This is a genomic window from Neisseria flava, assembly GCF_982712965.1.
The window spans coordinates 16,635-30,876 of the sequence record NZ_CEXQBZ010000112.1 but is presented as its reverse complement, the minus strand read 5'-3'; the positions used below and the strand labels follow the sequence as shown (position 1 = coordinate 30,876).

Sequence of the window (14,242 nt, the reverse complement as noted above, 5' to 3'; positions counted from 1 at the left end):
GTAGTATGTTTTACGGATTGGTTGTGGCAACATCGGCTTTCCTGTGTTTTGGATTTGGAAACTACATCATTAGAAACAGATGGTTGAAGGGGATAGTGTTATGTTCGGGCTGGATTTTAAGGTTTTTTACCCAAGCAGAGGTACAACGGATGGTCAGTGTATATCCTGCTTCCTCAATCCGTAACTATTTCCTTATTGTGTTTGTCGAAGTGGTTTGCCTTATCTTTTTGTTCCGTAGATTTTCCCGATGAGGTCGTCTGAAAACCGTTTTCAGACGACCTTTTTCTATTTCCTGAACTCTTCCCTGACGATGTCCAGCCAAGCCCTGAGCGCGGGGGTGGGACGCTGGTGTTTTTTCCAAGCCATCGTCAGTTGCCAGCGGATTTCGGGTTCGGTCAGCGGGACGGCGGCGAAAGTGTCGGGGTTGATTTTGCGGGCGTAGTATTCGGGCAGAAGGGCGATGCCCATATGGTGCGCCACCATGTCGGCGAGCAGGTCCCATTGTCCGGTGCGGCAGACGACGTTGGGCGTGAAGCCTTGGCTGCGGCAGGCGGTTTGGATGGTTTCGTTGAGGGAAAAGCCTGAGCCGAAGAGGATAAACGGTTCGTGTTGCAGGCTTTTGAGGCTGAGGGCGGCATGGCGGGCTTGGGCGCGCGGCATGAGGACGACGAGCGGGTAGTCGCAGAGGGTAATGCTGTCGAAGTCTTCGTGGACGGGGGCGAGCAGTTGTCCGGCGTCGAGTTCGTTGTTGCGCAGGGATTGTTCGATGGCGAGCGAACCTTGTTCGAGGAAGGTCAGTTCGATGCCGGGCCATTGGCGGCGGAAACGGAACAGGGCGTTGCTGAGCAGATCGCTGCCGAGCAGTGCCAAACCCAGCCGCAGCGTGCCGCTTTTGATGTGGTGGTAGTCGTCGATACGTGCGAGCAGCAGGTCGCGTTCGTGCAGGAGGTTCAGCGCGTGGCGGTACACCTCTTCGCCGATGGGTGTGGTGGCGACTTGGCGTTTTTTGCGACCGTTTTCTTTAACCAGCAGCGGTACGCCCAGCTCTTCTTCCAATGCCTGTATGGTTTTGCTGACGGTGGGCTGGGTCAGGTTGAGCGCGGATGCGGCGGCGGAGAAACTTTGCAGGCGCACGAGTTCGGCGAAACAGTGCAGGCTTTTGAAGTCCATTATTCCTCTTGAGCATGATTTTGATGCAGATAATTCATATTATGCGTAAAGGAAACCCCTATAATCAAGCTTTTTGCGGATGCAGGCATTGCACCCGACATTACCTCAAACAACTATATCGATTACTACTAAACATCATGGATTCTTTCAGCAGAATTTTTCAGACGGCCTTGCAACTGGCCATTGTCGGCTCAGTATGGGTCGTATCGGAAGCCGTAGTGCGTTTTACCCACCTTCCCGTATCTTCGGGCGTATTGGGCCTGTTTTTAATGTTGGCCCTGTTGGGCAGCGGCGTGATTAAAACCGGCATGGTCGAGCGTGGCGCAAAATGGGTGTTGGGCGAACTGGTGTTCTTCTTCATCCCGATTATGGTATCCGTGTTGCAGTACCGCGATTTGCTGATGTCGGAAGGCTGGCAGCTCGTGCTGACCATCGTCGTCGGCACCGCGCTAGTGATGATCATCACGGCGCTGACGCTAAATTTCTGCTACCGCTGGAAACGCCGCCTGCATAAAAAATTGCACGCCTGATAGGGAATTAAAATGGATTACGCCGCGCTTACCTGCTTCGCTTGGACTTGTTTCGCCTATTTTGTGGCGAAAAAAATCTACCGCAAAAAACCGCTGATGATTTTCTCGCCCGTCGTTACCGTCTCGGTCAGCACCATCATCCTGATGCTGCTTTTAGGCATTTCCTACGATACTTACCACAAATACACGCAAAGCATCGTTTTCCTGCTCACGCCAGTAACGGTCGCCTTCGCCATCCCGATTTATGAAAACCGCGAAGTCATCCGCCGCCAGCTTCCCATCCTGTCGATAGCGATTATGGTCGGCATGTTCGTCGGCGTTGCCAGCGCGTTTTTGATGGGCAATATGTTCCACTTCGACAGCGAAGTCACCAACAGCCTGATGGCGCGCTCGATTTCCACGCCGTTTGCCGTCGTATTGGCAAGTGAAATCCACGGCTCGGCTTCGCTGGTGTCGCTGTTCACCATCATCACCGGCTTCGTCGGCATGATATTTGGTGATTTGTTTTTAGCGTTCACTCGCATCCGCTTCCACACCGCCAACGGTGTCGCACTGGGCAACGCCGCCCACGGCTTCGGCACTTCCCGCGCCGGACAACGCCACGAAACCGAAGGTGTGATGGCGAGCCTGACCATGATATTGGCGGGGCTGTTTATGGTCATCATCGGGCCGAGTATGGTGCATTTGGTGGTTTGGCTGATGGGCTGAACGGCAGTTTTACAAAGAGATTGGAAACGTCGTCTGAAAAGCCGTTAAGCAAAATCTGATGGCAGTATGATACCTTGTTGATATTTATTGCGAAAATACCCATGTTGACATTGCACCCTGCTACGCGGGACAGGCTATGGCAAAAATGATGGAGATTTGGGCTTTTCTTTGAATTGATTGTGTTGATGATAAAAAAGGTCGTCTGAAAATTTTCAGACGACCTTTTTGACAACAAGCTTTACCTATCGTCAGGCTCTTGGTTTTTCTGACGTAGTTTTCTTGGCTGTTTTTTTGCCTTCGGTAGGCGTTATGTAAGAATAGTAGTAGTCGTAAGTGCTGTTTGCCTCGCGTTTTATACCATTGAGGATAACGCCTTTGATGGTGATTTTGTTTTGACGCAGGCGTTCTGCACTGATAGCCAGCTCTTTGGTAGTCGTATTGCCGTAGCGGCTGACCAGAAGGACTGTGCCTGCATGTTGTCCGACAACGACGGCATCGGTTACCGCTAAAACGGGCGGAGTGTCGATGATGATGTAATCGTAACGTTTTTGCGCGTTTGACAACAGTTCTTTGAAACGGTTGTCCATCAGCAGCTCGGACGGATTTTTAGGATAGCTGCCGGTGCTGATGAGGTGCAGGTTAGGAATGTTGGTTTGAGTAACAGCCTGTGCAGGGGAAACCTCCCCGGATAGAATATCGGACAGGCCGAATTCGGGTGTTACGTTCAGCAACTGATCCAGATAGCCTTTGCGCATATCGGTATCAATCAGCAATATGCGTTTACCTGACTGTGCCATCACGGTGGCGAGGTTGGCGGAAATGAAGGATTTACCTGCTTCAGGAGCTGCACCGGTAATCATGAGGATATTATTGCGTGCGTCCAGCATGGAGAAGTAGATGTTGGTACGCAGGGCACGAATGGCTTCGACGGCGATGTCGGTACTGTCCTCGTTTGCCAAAAGATAGTTGGAACGGCCTTGGAGCGATTTGAACTTGCGCTTGATAATGTCGCGTTTTTGCTGGGTTTTTGAATGTGGGATAAGGGCTGAGACTTCGAGATCGAGGGCTTCGATTTCTTCAGACGACGTAATGCCGCGGCGCATACGGCCTTGCAGCAGGAACCACATGGAGGCAAGTGCGCCTGCGGCAAGCGCGCCCAATGCGGCGATAACGGCTTTACGCGGGGCGATCGGTTTTTCCGGCGTGTAGGCATGGTCAACGATGCGGACGTTGCCTTGCGCACTGGCTTTCATGATGTTGAGTTCTTGTTGTTTCGCCAAGAGTTGGACGTAGGTTGCTTGGTTGGTTTCTACGTCGCGGGTCAGACGGATGACTTCCTGTTGGGTGTTGGGCAGGCCGGCAATTTGCTGGTTGATTTTGCTCTTGGCGCGTTCGAGTACCGCCAGTTTATCCAAAACGGCTTTATAGGAAGGGTGTTCCGGAGTGTACAGTTCTGCCAAACCCGCTTCTTCGGTTTTGAGCAAGGTGATTTGGGTTTCGATGCTGGTCAGGCTTTCAAGCGCGCCTTTGGACTCAAGCGGAATATCGAGCGAACCGGAGCGTTCGCGATAGGCGTTGAGTTTGTTTTCTGCGTCTTGCAAGGTTTCTTTCAGACGAGGTAATTCTTCGCTGATGAATGCCAAGCCGCTGGACGCGACTTGAACGTCTCGTTCACGGTTTTGGGAGACGTAATTGTCGGCGATGCTGTTGAGAATAGTGCTGGTTTTTTTAGGATCGGTATCGGTATAAGACAGGTTGATGATAGGGCTGGTTTTACCTTTACTGATGACCGAGAGCTTGTTTTTTAGGTTTTCGATAGCGCTGAGTTTGGAGAATTTGGTCAGCTCGAAATCTTGCTCTGCCTCAGCAAGAATGCGGTCGACTTTTAGAACGGTTTCATTATTGACTTTAAGGGGCGCGCCGACGCGGCCTTCTTTAGTTGTACCGTCAGGGAGTGTCAGCAGATAGGTTTTGCTGTCTTTAACGGTCAGTTTGAAAGGTTTGTTAATCCAGTCCTCAGAAACGGTGAATGCGCCGATTTTTAACATCGGGTCGTCGCTGCCGCTGAGGTTGTGCACCATATTCCCGAAAATCGGGAAGTAGGTGGCTTTGACTTCTTGGTCGAGTTGTAGGTCTTCAACGGTTTTGCCCAATACCAAACGAGATTGAACGAGCTCCACTTCTGCTTCGGACGGGGCAGGTTCGTTGGAAAGCATGTTGTTGATTTCGGTTAGGATTTGGTTTTGTTTGGTTTCGATTTCCAACATGGCATCGGCACGATAGAGCGGGGTGGAGGCCAAACCGATTACGGCACCTGCCAATCCGCCTGCTAAGATTGCGGCGGCGATTTTGTTTTTGTTTTGCCACAGGCTTTGCATTTGTTGGCCGAAGTCGATTTCGTCGTTGCCGGCAGGGGCTGATGAGGGATATTGTTTGTACATCAGTAGACTTTCTTCTTAAACGGGTTCTGTTGTGCGGAAGTTGAGATTATTGCTCTGCCTGTCCGCTCAGTTTATCCGCCCATGTGTCGGCGGCTTGTTCGATTTGTAGAAAGACCGCTTCGAACATTTCGCTGCTTTGTTTGAATGGGTCGGGTATATTTTTTTTCGGTAGCCATTGGGCAAGCAAAAAAGCTTTGCTGCGTGCAGATGGCTGAATGTCGGCAACCATGTCGATATGTGCCGGCTCCATGACCAAAATCAGATCCGCTTCGTCGCACATCTGGGGTGTCAGTTGGCGGGCGGTATGTCCTGCGACAATAACGCCGTGTTTGAGGGCAGTTTTAATGGCTTGGAAGTCTGCATCTTTTCCAGCCAATGCGTTAATGCCGGCAGAGCTGATACGGTGGTTGGGCAGTTTTTTCTGCAAAATACGTTCTGCCGTCGGGGAGCGGCAGATGTTGCCCATACATACTACTAAAATATTTTGAAACATAGGGGAAGCGGTATTTTTTCTTGTATAGGGTCAAATCATTATAAAACAGTTTGCGGCCGGATATTTTATCGGTCTGGATGAGGATTCCGTTCATACATTATTCAGAATTCAGACGACTCATACCCGAACCGCTGTTCCGCCTGACAACAAATGTTGCCGGACCGTCAGGTTATTTGAATGTGCTGTCGATAGAGTTGACGTTGGTAACGAAGCTGGTTATTTGCGACACTACGCGGTTCCAACGGGTAACCGGCGCGGCAGTTACATAGACGATGTCGTTGGGGCGCAAGTCAAAGTCGTTGCCCAATGCGTAAGCAGTCGCGTCTTTCAGGTTAAGTTGGTAAATATGGATAGGTTTGACAGCATCCTCAGGTGCGCGGCGGATGACGAATACGCCTGTTGCATCGGCTTGAGTTTGGTTCATGCCACCAGCCTCACCCAATGCCTGTGTGAGATTTAAGCCATGATTGCCGATGGGCAGGGTCGCTTGGCGGCCGACTTCACCCATGATGTACACTTTGCTGTTGCTGTTGTTGGGGACGTAAACGATGTCGCCGTTGCTTAAGAGGTGGTTTTGCGACATATCGCCATACTGCATGATGTCTTGTAGGGAGATAGTGCGGTCAACACCGTTATGCGTCCATTTGATGTGTTGGGTGTCGGCATTTTGCGCCACGCCGCCCGCTTGGTTGACGGCATCAAGGATGGTCATGGGGACGTTGGTAATCGGCAGTTGGCCGGCTTGTCCGACAGCGCCGGAAATGGAAATGCGTTGCGAACGGAATTCGGTTACGTTGATGGTAACTTGGGGATTTTTAAGGTAACGTTTCAGACGACTTGTCAGGATATTTTGCAGCTCGTCTATGGTTTTGCCTTGTGCTTGGATTTTGCCGACCAGCGGGTAGGTGATGTAGCCGCTTTCGTCCACCCAGGCGCCGCGGCTGACTTGGTTGCTTTGCGGACTGCTTTGCTGAACGGGTGAATTGAGGTCGGTGTGCGCCCAAACCATGATGTTCAATACGTCGCCTTTGCCGATGTGGTAGCGGTAGGCAGCTTTGCTGCGTTCAAGGACTGCGTTGGTTTGCGACAACACTGGCGGTTTGCGCATTTTTTCAACGAGGCCGAAGGTAATCGGATAGATGGCGACACGTTTGTCGAATTTGGTGTCTGCGACGGTTTCGCCATTATCGTAAATGATGGCTTTGTTGCGTGTGTTGATGGTGGAGCCGGGAATGACGGTAGTGCTGTTACAGGCGGTCAGTGCCATCAGCGACAGGCTGATGAGGGCAAGCTGTTTTTTCATGTCGGTATCCTTGTCAATCTTATCTGGGTCGTCTGAAACTTTCAGACGACCTTTTTTGTAGGGTATCTTGCTTTATTGGCAGAATATTTTAATGTGTCTGCTTCCAAACTAAATCGCAAATATCATCTTTGGGATTAAAGCCGGCAGGGGCTTCAAGCAACAGGGCGCGCAGGGTTTGTTGGTCTGAGTTTGCGCATGCTAAATCCATACGCATAATTATGTCATTTAATTTGTCCCACGGCAGCATTACTTCACTGGCGGTCATAATTCGGGGATGAGTGGTTTTTTGCACTTCGTCTCCGATGAGCAACTCTTCGTAAAGTTTTTCGCCCGGACGCAGTCCTGTAATTTTAATTTCGATATCGCCGTCGGGATGTTGGGCATCTTTCAATTTCAGGCCGCTAAGCGTAATCATTTGTTTGGCTAAGTCAATGATTTTAACAGATTCGCCCATATCTAACACGAATACGTCGCCTCCTTTGCCCATTGCGCCCGCTTGAATGACGAGTTGGGCGGCTTCTGGGATGGTCATGAAGTAACGGGTGATGTCTTGGTGGGTCAGAGTGATGGGGCCGCCTTCGGCGATTTGTTTTTCAAATACCGGCACGACGGAGCCTGAGGAGCCTAAAACGTTGCCAAAGCGTACCATACAGAAGCGGGTATATTGGTTGGGTTCAGCCGCGAGTGCCTGCAGGCAGAGTTCCGCCATGCGTTTGCTGGCACCCATGGTGTTGGTCGGGCGCACGGCTTTGTCGGTTGAGATAAGCACGAAGGTGCTGACTCCGGATTCGACGGCGGCTTGGGCGCACAAGAGTGTACCGAAGACGTTGTTGCGGATGCCTTCGACAGTGTTGAACTCGACCATGGGGACGTGTTTGTAGGCAGCGGCGTGATAGACGGTTTCAACGCCGTACGCGGTCATGACGCTGATTAGGCGTTCTTTGTTTTGCACGGAACCAAGTAGAGGCACAACTTCAATTTGACTGCCGGCGGCTGCCTGAGTTTCGCGCAATTCTTTGTCTATGCTGTACAGGGAGAACTCGGACAGTTCGAACAGCAGCAATTTGGACGGGCGGCATTTCAGGATTTGGCGGCAGAGCTCGGAGCCGATGGAACCGCCCGCACCCGTGACCATCACGGTTTTGCCTGTAATGTCCGCGCCCATGAGTTCGGGGCGTGGGGCTACCGGGTCGCGGCCGAGCAAATCGACGACGGAGATTTTTTTCAGTGCGCTGACTTTGATTTTACCGTCCACCAAGTCTTTCATGCCCGGAATAGTCAGCACTTCGCATTTGTATTGTTCCAGATTTTGGATGATGCGGCGGCGTTCTTCCTGAGTGGAGCTGGGGATGGCAAGCAGGATTTTTTCCACGCCGTAGCGGTCGATGAGCGATTGGATGTCGTCAGGACCATAGACGGTGAGGTCGTAGATGACGGTGCGGCGGATTTTGGGGTTGTCGTCAACGAAGGCGACGGCGGAGTATTCGTTAACCTGTTTGATGGCTTCCAGCAGTTGGCGGCCGGATTGTCCTGCACCGTAAATGATGACGGGCACCATTTGTTTTTTGTGGCGGTCGGTCAGGATGGCACGCAGAATCATGCGCGAACTGGTGATACAGACAACCAGCAGCAAGAAATAAACGACGGGCAGGGCAAGGTGCAGTTTGCGCTCAAAAATCAGGGTAGTCAGGCAGAACAAGACGGCTGAAATCAGGCTGCCGAATGCGGCGGCGGTCAGGACGCGGGTACTGACGAAGCGGGTAACGGCTCGGTACAGCCCCAGTTTGACAAACAGCGCAATGGTCAAAAAAGCAGTCGAGCCGAAGGCGAGCCAGTTTGCCATGCTTGCCCATTCGTCAGAATATTGGGCTTTAAGGCTTTGAGCAAACCAAAAGGCGATAAAAACCATCAAAAGATCATGAATGACGAAGAAGGTTTTTTTGACGTTGCGGGGTAGGGATAACAGGGTTTCCAAATTCATTTTGGTATGTTCTGAGTAATGTTGTGGGCGGGTTTCAGACGACCTCGGTCATGCAAAGGTCGTCTGAAAAGACGTTTGTTGCTACGGAGCATTGGTTTTCCGTATGTGTCGGCTGTTTGCCGATTCCCTTTTTTATTTTGCTGAAGCGGTAAACCGCCGCCGTCCCGATGATACGGGTGCGGCGGTTTTTGCTTTATGCCGTGGCTTCTGACAATACGGCTTCGATGTGTTCTTTGCAGAACGCGATTTCGTCGTCGGTCAGCGTCGGATGCACCAAAAACATCAGGCTGGTGTCGCCCAGTTCGACGGCGTTTTTCAGTCGCTCTTTGGGTCGCCACGGCGTGTTGTCGAAGGCTTTTTCCAAATAGACTTCGGAGCAGCTGCCTTGATAGCAGGGGACTTTGCGCGCATTCAGTTCGTTGACGATGCGGTCGCGCGTCCAGCCTTCTTTGAGGTGTTCGGGTTTGACGAAGGCGTAGAACTTGTATTGCGCGTGTTCGATGTAGTCGGCGATTTCAATCAGGCGGATGCTGGCGAACTTGCTCAAGCTTTCTGCCAGTTTGGCGGCGTGTGCTTGGCGGCGAGCAGTCCATTCGGGCATACGTTTGAGCTGGATGCGACCGATGACTGCCTGCATTTCCATCATGCGCCAGTTGGTACCGAAACTTTCGTGCAGCCAGCGGAAGCCGGGGGCGTGTTCGCGGTGGTACACGGCGTCATAACTTTTGCCGTGGTCTTTGTACGACCACATTTTGCTCCACAGCTCTTTGTCGTTGGTGGTGACCATGCCGCCCTCGCCGCCGGTGGTCATGATTTTGTCTTGGCAGAACGACCATGCGCCGACGTGTCCGATGCTGCCGACGGATTTGCCTTTGTATTTTGCGCCGTGCGCTTGGGCGCAGTCTTCGATAACCCACAAATCATGTTCTTTTGCCAAGTCCATGATGCCGTCCATTTCGGCGGGCATACCGGCAAGGTGGACCACGATGATGGCTTTGGTATTCGGCGTCAGCGCGGCTTTAATGGTTTCAGCGCTAATGTTTTGGCTGTTCAAATCCACATCGGCGAATACGGGGTTTGCGCCCGCAGTAACGATGCAGGAAGCGGAGGCGAGGAAGGTGCGCGAGGTAACGATGACGTCGTCGCCTGCACCTATGCCCATTGCTTTAAGCGCGACATCGAGTGCCAGCGTGCCGTTGGAAAGGGCAACGGCGTATTGCGTACCGGCGAAGGCAGCGAATTCTTTTTCAAATTCGCGGCATTCGGTGCCCGTCCAATAATTGACTTTGTTGGACAGCAAGACTTTGGAAACGGCGTCGGCTTCTTCTTGGGTGAAGCTCGGCCATGGGGAAAGGGATGTGTTAAGCATTGGCTTTTCCTGCGAAAAGGCTGGTGGAGTCTTTAGGGGCGACTTCTTCCAGCAGTTGGCGGTTGATCAAGGTGTATTTTTGACCGTCGATTTCGACGTATGCGCCGTCATAAGGCGGAAACCAGAAGGCGCGGATTTTTTTCTCGACATCGTCGCCGTCATGGATTTGCTTCATGGCTTCCATTTCGTCGCGACTGACGTAGCGGCCGCCGATGTTGGGCGTAGTCGGTAGTTTGGCTTGCGCTTCGACGGCGCGGGCGATAATGCGTTGTGCGAACGGCTCTAATGCCTGCATGGTCTTGCGTTCGAGTGATTGGGCGGTTTCGACAGAAGAATCAATGGGGAAACGGTCCACTTCGATGATTTCGCCGGTGTCGATGGATGCATCGACATAGTGGGCGGTGCTGCCCCACTCGGACAATTCGTCCATGATGGCGAGGTTGTAGCCGCCCGTGCCTTTGTATTCGGGCAATAAGGCAGGGTGGAAATTAATCGTGCCTAAATGTGGTGTGGTCAGGAATTCGTCGCGCAGTTTGCGCCAATAGAGTACGGACAAGCCTAAGTCGTATTTCAGACGACCCTCTTTCATGGCTTCCAGGGCGGTGTCGAAAGTGTAGAGCGGCAAGCCCAATTCTTTGGCCGCGGCGGTCGTCGGCGAGCCTTGCAGGTGGCTGTCGGTCAATACGCCGACGATTTCGATACTGTTTTGTAAGGATAAGAATCGTAGCAGGTTGGCGGAAAGCCGTTTACGTCCCATGAATAATATTTTTGTCATGTAATAGTCCTTTTAATATTGTGAGTGTACGTTTGATTATGTAATGGTTAAATGTTTGAATCGATTAGAGAAGCTAAATCTTGAAGGGAGTCGATCCAAAAAGCGGGATGATATTCTGTACTAAAATTTTCGGGCAGGTGACAGTGGATATTACGCCCGGAGGGGCGCAATCCTATGGTTATCCAGCCTAAAACGTTCGGCGTGATGAAGTCTTTGGAAATGTTGTCGCCGATATAGATGAAGCAGTCTGCCTTTGCGGCATATTTGTCTTGTAAATAGTGGAAGCGTTTGCTGTCGGGCTTTTCCGAAGCGCAGGCTTCGGAGACGAGGATGTCGTCAAACAGGGAAGACAGACCCAAGGTTTCCAGTTTCAGGCGTTGGGTCAGGCTTCTGCCGTCGGTAATCAGTGCGCGTGCGGCGAAGGGCGCGGTTAGATCGGACAGGAAATCCGGCGAGGCATACGGCGTCAGCGTCGGGCGGTGCAGCCGGTATTGCCACAGAAGAACCTGTTTTTCCGATTCGTTGAAACCGCAGTGGCAGCACAACTTGTCCAGCCAGTCTTTGCCGTCGGGGTCGATGTTGCTCAAGAGGTCGTCTGAATTCCAATCGGGATACAGGGCGGCAACAGTATCGACGACCGCACGGATACCGGAGAGCTTGTATTCGTATTCCGAATACAGGGTATCGTCCAAGTCGAAGACAATGACGGCGGTTTCGGGATTAATCGTTTTCATGAACCAAGACCTTGGCATCGTAGCGCAGCATGATGAGGTTGTTTTCCCAGTCGTCTGAAAACGGGATTTCTCCGTCGCCGAGGTATTCGCGCATCAGCCAGCCCGGATAATTGCCGCCTGCGGCATATGTCAGCGGGAAGCCGCCGCCGAAGCGGGGGTTGATTTCCACGCCGTAGAATTCGCCGGTTTCTTCATTGCAAAAGAACTGTGCCGTGATGCAGCCGCGTGCGCCTTCCAATACCGCCATTTTTTCCAGCAGCGTTTGGTAGAGGCTGTTTTTGCGGGTGATGCCTTTACTGACTTCGCCGGTACGCACTTCCAAGCGTTTACGCGGAATCGTGCATTTCAGACGACCTTGTCGGTCGTAATACATATCGACGGTAAATTCGGAAAATTCTTTTTCGATATCGATAAGCTGACAGAACATTAATTTGGGGTCTGCCAAAACTTCAGGTGTCAGATCGGCAGGCGTGTCGATTCGTTTGGCACCGATGGCGCGGCTGCCGTCGTAAGGTTTGGCGAAGCAAGGGAAAACCAACTTCTCGCGGTCGTAAATTTCGGGCGAGCGTATGCCGTACTGTGCAAACAGGTCGGCAGTTTTACGTTTGTCGCGGCATTGCGCAATAAAGTCCGCATCGGAAACGACGATGTGGATACCTGCCGCTTCGAAGCGGTCGCGTTCATTCGCGAGTTTTTGCAGTTCGGTATCTATGGTCGGGATGATCAAACCGATGTTTTCGCGTACCGCCAGATTGAAAATGCTGTCGATATACGAATTGGAACTGATCAGCGGCACTTCAAACGAACCGTCGGAAACGTGACAGGCGGAAGACATGCGCGGAACCAAATCCGTCGTCAAAATCTTGACGTCATCTGAAAACTTGGCGGCTTCGGTTTGAAAATCCTGTACCAATTCGACGCGCCTTCCCGCGGAAAGGATAAGTACGTTATTTTTTTTCATCTGTGTCATTCCCTGTGAAATACGGCATGGTGGCTTCTCCCTCTGCCGAAATGCCTTCTTTGATAAAGACTTTTTTGACTGTCAAAAATAGGATCTTCATATCCAGCCAAAAACTGTAATGGTCGATATACCAAATATCGTGTGCGAATTTTTCGTCCCACGAAAGCGCGTTGCGTCCGTTGACCTGCGCCCAACCGGTTACGCCGGGCCTCATTTCGTGGCGGCGGTTTTGAAATTCGTTGTAAAGCGGCAGGTAGCTCATCAAAAGCGGTCGTGGGCCGACCAAGCTCATCTCTCCTTTTAGAACGTTCCAAAGTTCAGGAAGTTCGTCCAAACTCGTCGCGCGCAGTTTCTTGCCGAAAGGAGTCAGCCGCTCGCTATCGGGCAGAGGGTTGCCGTCTTTATCGACCGCATCGCGCATGGAGCGGAATTTGATCATTTTGAACGGTTTGCCGTCTTTGCCTGGCCGCTCTTGGGTGAAGAATACCGGTTCGCCCAAGTTTTTGCGGATGAGGTATATCAAAATCAAAAATACGGGCGAGAGGAAAATCAGTCCCGAGGCGGAGGCGACAATGTCAAACAGGCGTTTGAAGAATTTACTCATGGGCTAATCTTTCAATCAGGTTGACGATTTTTTGATACGCCACGTCGCGCTTGAAGCGGCGGACGATTTCGTCGGATTGAACGGGGTCGTTTTTGCGCGCCAGAATGTCTTTGGCGGCTTGGACGAAGCTTTCCACATCGCCGGAACGGTAGTCCGCGTGCGGCAGCAGGGTGAGGACTTCGGCAACTTCGTCATTGACTTGGCTGTTTAAAATCGGTTTTTGCAATGCCATGTAGTCAGACAGTTTGTTGGTAATCGACTGCATGGCGTAGGAATGGATGGCGTTGACGGAGATATCGCAGCCTTTGGCGACCGACATCATTTCGGCGTAGGGGATGTAGCCGTAAAACTTGATGCCCTCGCAGGCGTATTGTTTGAGCCTGTCCAAATCGGGGCCGCCGCCCATGATGTGCAGCTCTACATTTTCGCCGTCGTCCAAAAGTTTCTGGACGCCTTTGCACACGGTTTCCACGTCATAGCTGTAACTGAGCGTACCCAAGTAGAAGAAGCGGGTTTTGCTGTCGCCGAAGTCTTTTGCCGGTGCGGCATCGAGTTTCGGAAAATCCGCACCGATATAGACGACTTCGCCGGGTACGTTCGGATTGGCTTCTTTGGCGCGGTCGAGGTAGGTCTGCGACACGGCGACCAGCGCGTCGGCGTAGCGGTAGGCACGGTTGGCGCGGGAGGAGAAGGGCAGCAGGTTGTGCGGGATTTTTTTCAAAAACGGCACGACCGAGGAGAAAGACTCCGGCCATACGTCCTGCACGTCGATAATCAGCTTGTAGCCCAAACGCGCTTTGTGTTCGCCTAAAAGCAGGTTGGTGGCGATCAGCGGATAGGCGGAAAAGACGACGTCTTGCTCACCCGGACGGCAGTTGTTCAGCCATTGCTCAAAATGTTTGACGAACACATGATGGCTTTTGACACGGTCCAGCGAGACGTTTTTGCCGTAGCCGCTCTCTTCCAGCAGCATGACTTTCAGGCGACCTTGCGAAGCAGATTCGGCATCTTCAGGTCGTCTGAAAGATTTGTCGTAGTGTTTGAAATTGCTGGTAATCAGCATCACGTCATGAGACTGCGACAACAGCTCGGCAAGATACCAGAAGCGGTTGAAATGCGGCTCGGACGGCAGCGAACAGTAGGGGGCGACGATGGTGATGTTCATATTTTCAG

General features: G+C 52.0%; 13 protein-coding genes. 2 read left to right on the top strand and 11 right to left on the bottom strand.

Annotated features, from left to right (window positions below; translation table 11 throughout):
• Nucleotides 1-285: 285 nt before the first annotated feature.
• Complete coding sequence (locus AC5M9B_RS06225) at nucleotides 286-1,170, bottom strand: LysR family transcriptional regulator (RefSeq protein WP_070655453.1); 885 nt, start codon at nucleotides 1,168-1,170, stop codon at nucleotides 286-288.
• Nucleotides 1,171-1,307: 137 nt separating this feature from the next.
• Here AC5M9B_RS06225 and AC5M9B_RS06220 point away from each other — a divergent pair, with 137 nt between their 5' ends.
• Together AC5M9B_RS06220 and AC5M9B_RS06215 are read left to right on the top strand one after the other, a co-directional pair.
• Complete coding sequence (locus tag AC5M9B_RS06220; protein ID WP_244969482.1) at nucleotides 1,308-1,700, top strand: CidA/LrgA family protein; 393 nt, start codon at nucleotides 1,308-1,310, stop codon at nucleotides 1,698-1,700.
• Nucleotides 1,701-1,712: 12 nt separating this feature from the next.
• Entirely contained in the window at nucleotides 1,713-2,408 is a 696-nt protein-coding gene (locus AC5M9B_RS06215) for an LrgB family protein (RefSeq protein WP_049231144.1), read from the top strand.
• Nucleotides 2,409-2,656: 248 nt separating this feature from the next.
• On the opposite strand, the gene AC5M9B_RS06210 is transcribed toward AC5M9B_RS06215, so the two are convergent.
• From AC5M9B_RS06210 to AC5M9B_RS06165, 10 genes are all read right to left on the bottom strand, one after another.
• Nucleotides 2,657-4,849: a polysaccharide biosynthesis tyrosine autokinase gene (locus tag AC5M9B_RS06210; protein ID WP_070655457.1), complete on the bottom strand. Its 2,193-nt coding sequence runs from the start codon at nucleotides 4,847-4,849 to the stop codon at nucleotides 2,657-2,659.
• A 46-nt stretch (nucleotides 4,850-4,895) separates the two neighbouring features.
• Entirely contained in the window at nucleotides 4,896-5,342 is a 447-nt protein-coding gene (locus AC5M9B_RS06205) for a low molecular weight protein-tyrosine-phosphatase (protein ID WP_003743280.1), read from the bottom strand.
• 169 nt (nucleotides 5,343-5,511) lie between these two features.
• A complete protein-coding gene (locus AC5M9B_RS06200) occupies nucleotides 5,512-6,645 on the bottom strand; it encodes a polysaccharide export protein (RefSeq protein WP_003743279.1) in 1,134 nt (377 codons plus the stop codon).
• Nucleotides 6,646-6,733: 88 nt separating this feature from the next.
• Nucleotides 6,734-8,626, bottom strand: a complete 1,893-nt coding sequence (locus AC5M9B_RS06195; RefSeq protein ID WP_070655459.1) for a polysaccharide biosynthesis protein — start codon at nucleotides 8,624-8,626, stop codon at nucleotides 6,734-6,736.
• A gap of 193 nt (nucleotides 8,627-8,819) precedes the next feature.
• Entirely contained in the window at nucleotides 8,820-9,995 is a 1,176-nt protein-coding gene (locus tag AC5M9B_RS06190; protein WP_070655461.1) for a DegT/DnrJ/EryC1/StrS family aminotransferase, read from the bottom strand.
• Nucleotides 9,988-10,770 carry a formyltransferase family protein gene (locus tag AC5M9B_RS06185; RefSeq protein ID WP_070655463.1) on the bottom strand — a complete coding sequence of 261 codons (783 nt, stop codon included), beginning with the start codon at nucleotides 10,768-10,770 and terminating at the stop codon, nucleotides 9,988-9,990. Before AC5M9B_RS06185 ends, AC5M9B_RS06190 begins: the two co-directional genes overlap by 8 nt.
• A gap of 47 nt (nucleotides 10,771-10,817) precedes the next feature.
• Complete coding sequence (locus AC5M9B_RS06180; RefSeq protein ID WP_070655465.1) at nucleotides 10,818-11,504, bottom strand: HAD family hydrolase; 687 nt, start codon at nucleotides 11,502-11,504, stop codon at nucleotides 10,818-10,820.
• On the bottom strand, nucleotides 11,491-12,465 hold the full coding sequence (locus AC5M9B_RS06175; protein WP_019271165.1) for an ATP-grasp domain-containing protein: 975 nt from the start codon (nucleotides 12,463-12,465) through the stop codon (nucleotides 11,491-11,493). Before AC5M9B_RS06175 ends, AC5M9B_RS06180 begins: the two co-directional genes overlap by 14 nt.
• A complete protein-coding gene (locus tag AC5M9B_RS06170) occupies nucleotides 12,452-13,069 on the bottom strand; it encodes a sugar transferase (RefSeq protein ID WP_019271164.1) in 618 nt (205 codons plus the stop codon). Before AC5M9B_RS06170 ends, AC5M9B_RS06175 begins: the two co-directional genes overlap by 14 nt.
• Nucleotides 13,062-14,234: a glycosyltransferase gene (locus AC5M9B_RS06165; protein WP_487648392.1), complete on the bottom strand. Its 1,173-nt coding sequence runs from the start codon at nucleotides 14,232-14,234 to the stop codon at nucleotides 13,062-13,064. Before AC5M9B_RS06165 ends, AC5M9B_RS06170 begins: the two co-directional genes overlap by 8 nt.
• Nucleotides 14,235-14,242 lie beyond the last annotated feature (8 nt).

Bases quoted from the DNA above. Each gene is read 5' to 3' on its own strand.
- AC5M9B_RS06225 (WP_070655453.1), bottom strand. From the start codon at position 1,170: ATGGACTTCAAAAGCCTGCACTGTTTCGCCGAACTCGTGCGCCTGCAA.
- AC5M9B_RS06220 (WP_244969482.1), top strand. From the start codon at position 1,308: ATGGATTCTTTCAGCAGAATTTTTCAGACGGCCTTGCAACTGGCCATT.
- AC5M9B_RS06215 (WP_049231144.1), top strand. From the start codon at position 1,713: ATGGATTACGCCGCGCTTACCTGCTTCGCTTGGACTTGTTTCGCCTAT.
- AC5M9B_RS06210 (WP_070655457.1), bottom strand. From the start codon at position 4,849: ATGTACAAACAATATCCCTCATCAGCCCCTGCCGGCAACGACGAAATC.
- AC5M9B_RS06205 (WP_003743280.1), bottom strand. From the start codon at position 5,342: ATGTTTCAAAATATTTTAGTAGTATGTATGGGCAACATCTGCCGCTCC.
- AC5M9B_RS06200 (WP_003743279.1), bottom strand. From the start codon at position 6,645: ATGAAAAAACAGCTTGCCCTCATCAGCCTGTCGCTGATGGCACTGACC.
- AC5M9B_RS06195 (WP_070655459.1), bottom strand. From the start codon at position 8,626: ATGAATTTGGAAACCCTGTTATCCCTACCCCGCAACGTCAAAAAAACC.
- AC5M9B_RS06190 (WP_070655461.1), bottom strand. From the start codon at position 9,995: ATGCTTAACACATCCCTTTCCCCATGGCCGAGCTTCACCCAAGAAGAA.
- AC5M9B_RS06185 (WP_070655463.1), bottom strand. From the start codon at position 10,770: ATGACAAAAATATTATTCATGGGACGTAAACGGCTTTCCGCCAACCTG.
- AC5M9B_RS06180 (WP_070655465.1), bottom strand. From the start codon at position 11,504: ATGAAAACGATTAATCCCGAAACCGCCGTCATTGTCTTCGACTTGGAC.
- AC5M9B_RS06175 (WP_019271165.1), bottom strand. From the start codon at position 12,465: ATGAAAAAAAATAACGTACTTATCCTTTCCGCGGGAAGGCGCGTCGAA.
- AC5M9B_RS06170 (WP_019271164.1), bottom strand. From the start codon at position 13,069: ATGAGTAAATTCTTCAAACGCCTGTTTGACATTGTCGCCTCCGCCTCG.
- AC5M9B_RS06165 (WP_487648392.1), bottom strand. From the start codon at position 14,234: ATGAACATCACCATCGTCGCCCCCTACTGTTCGCTGCCGTCCGAGCCG.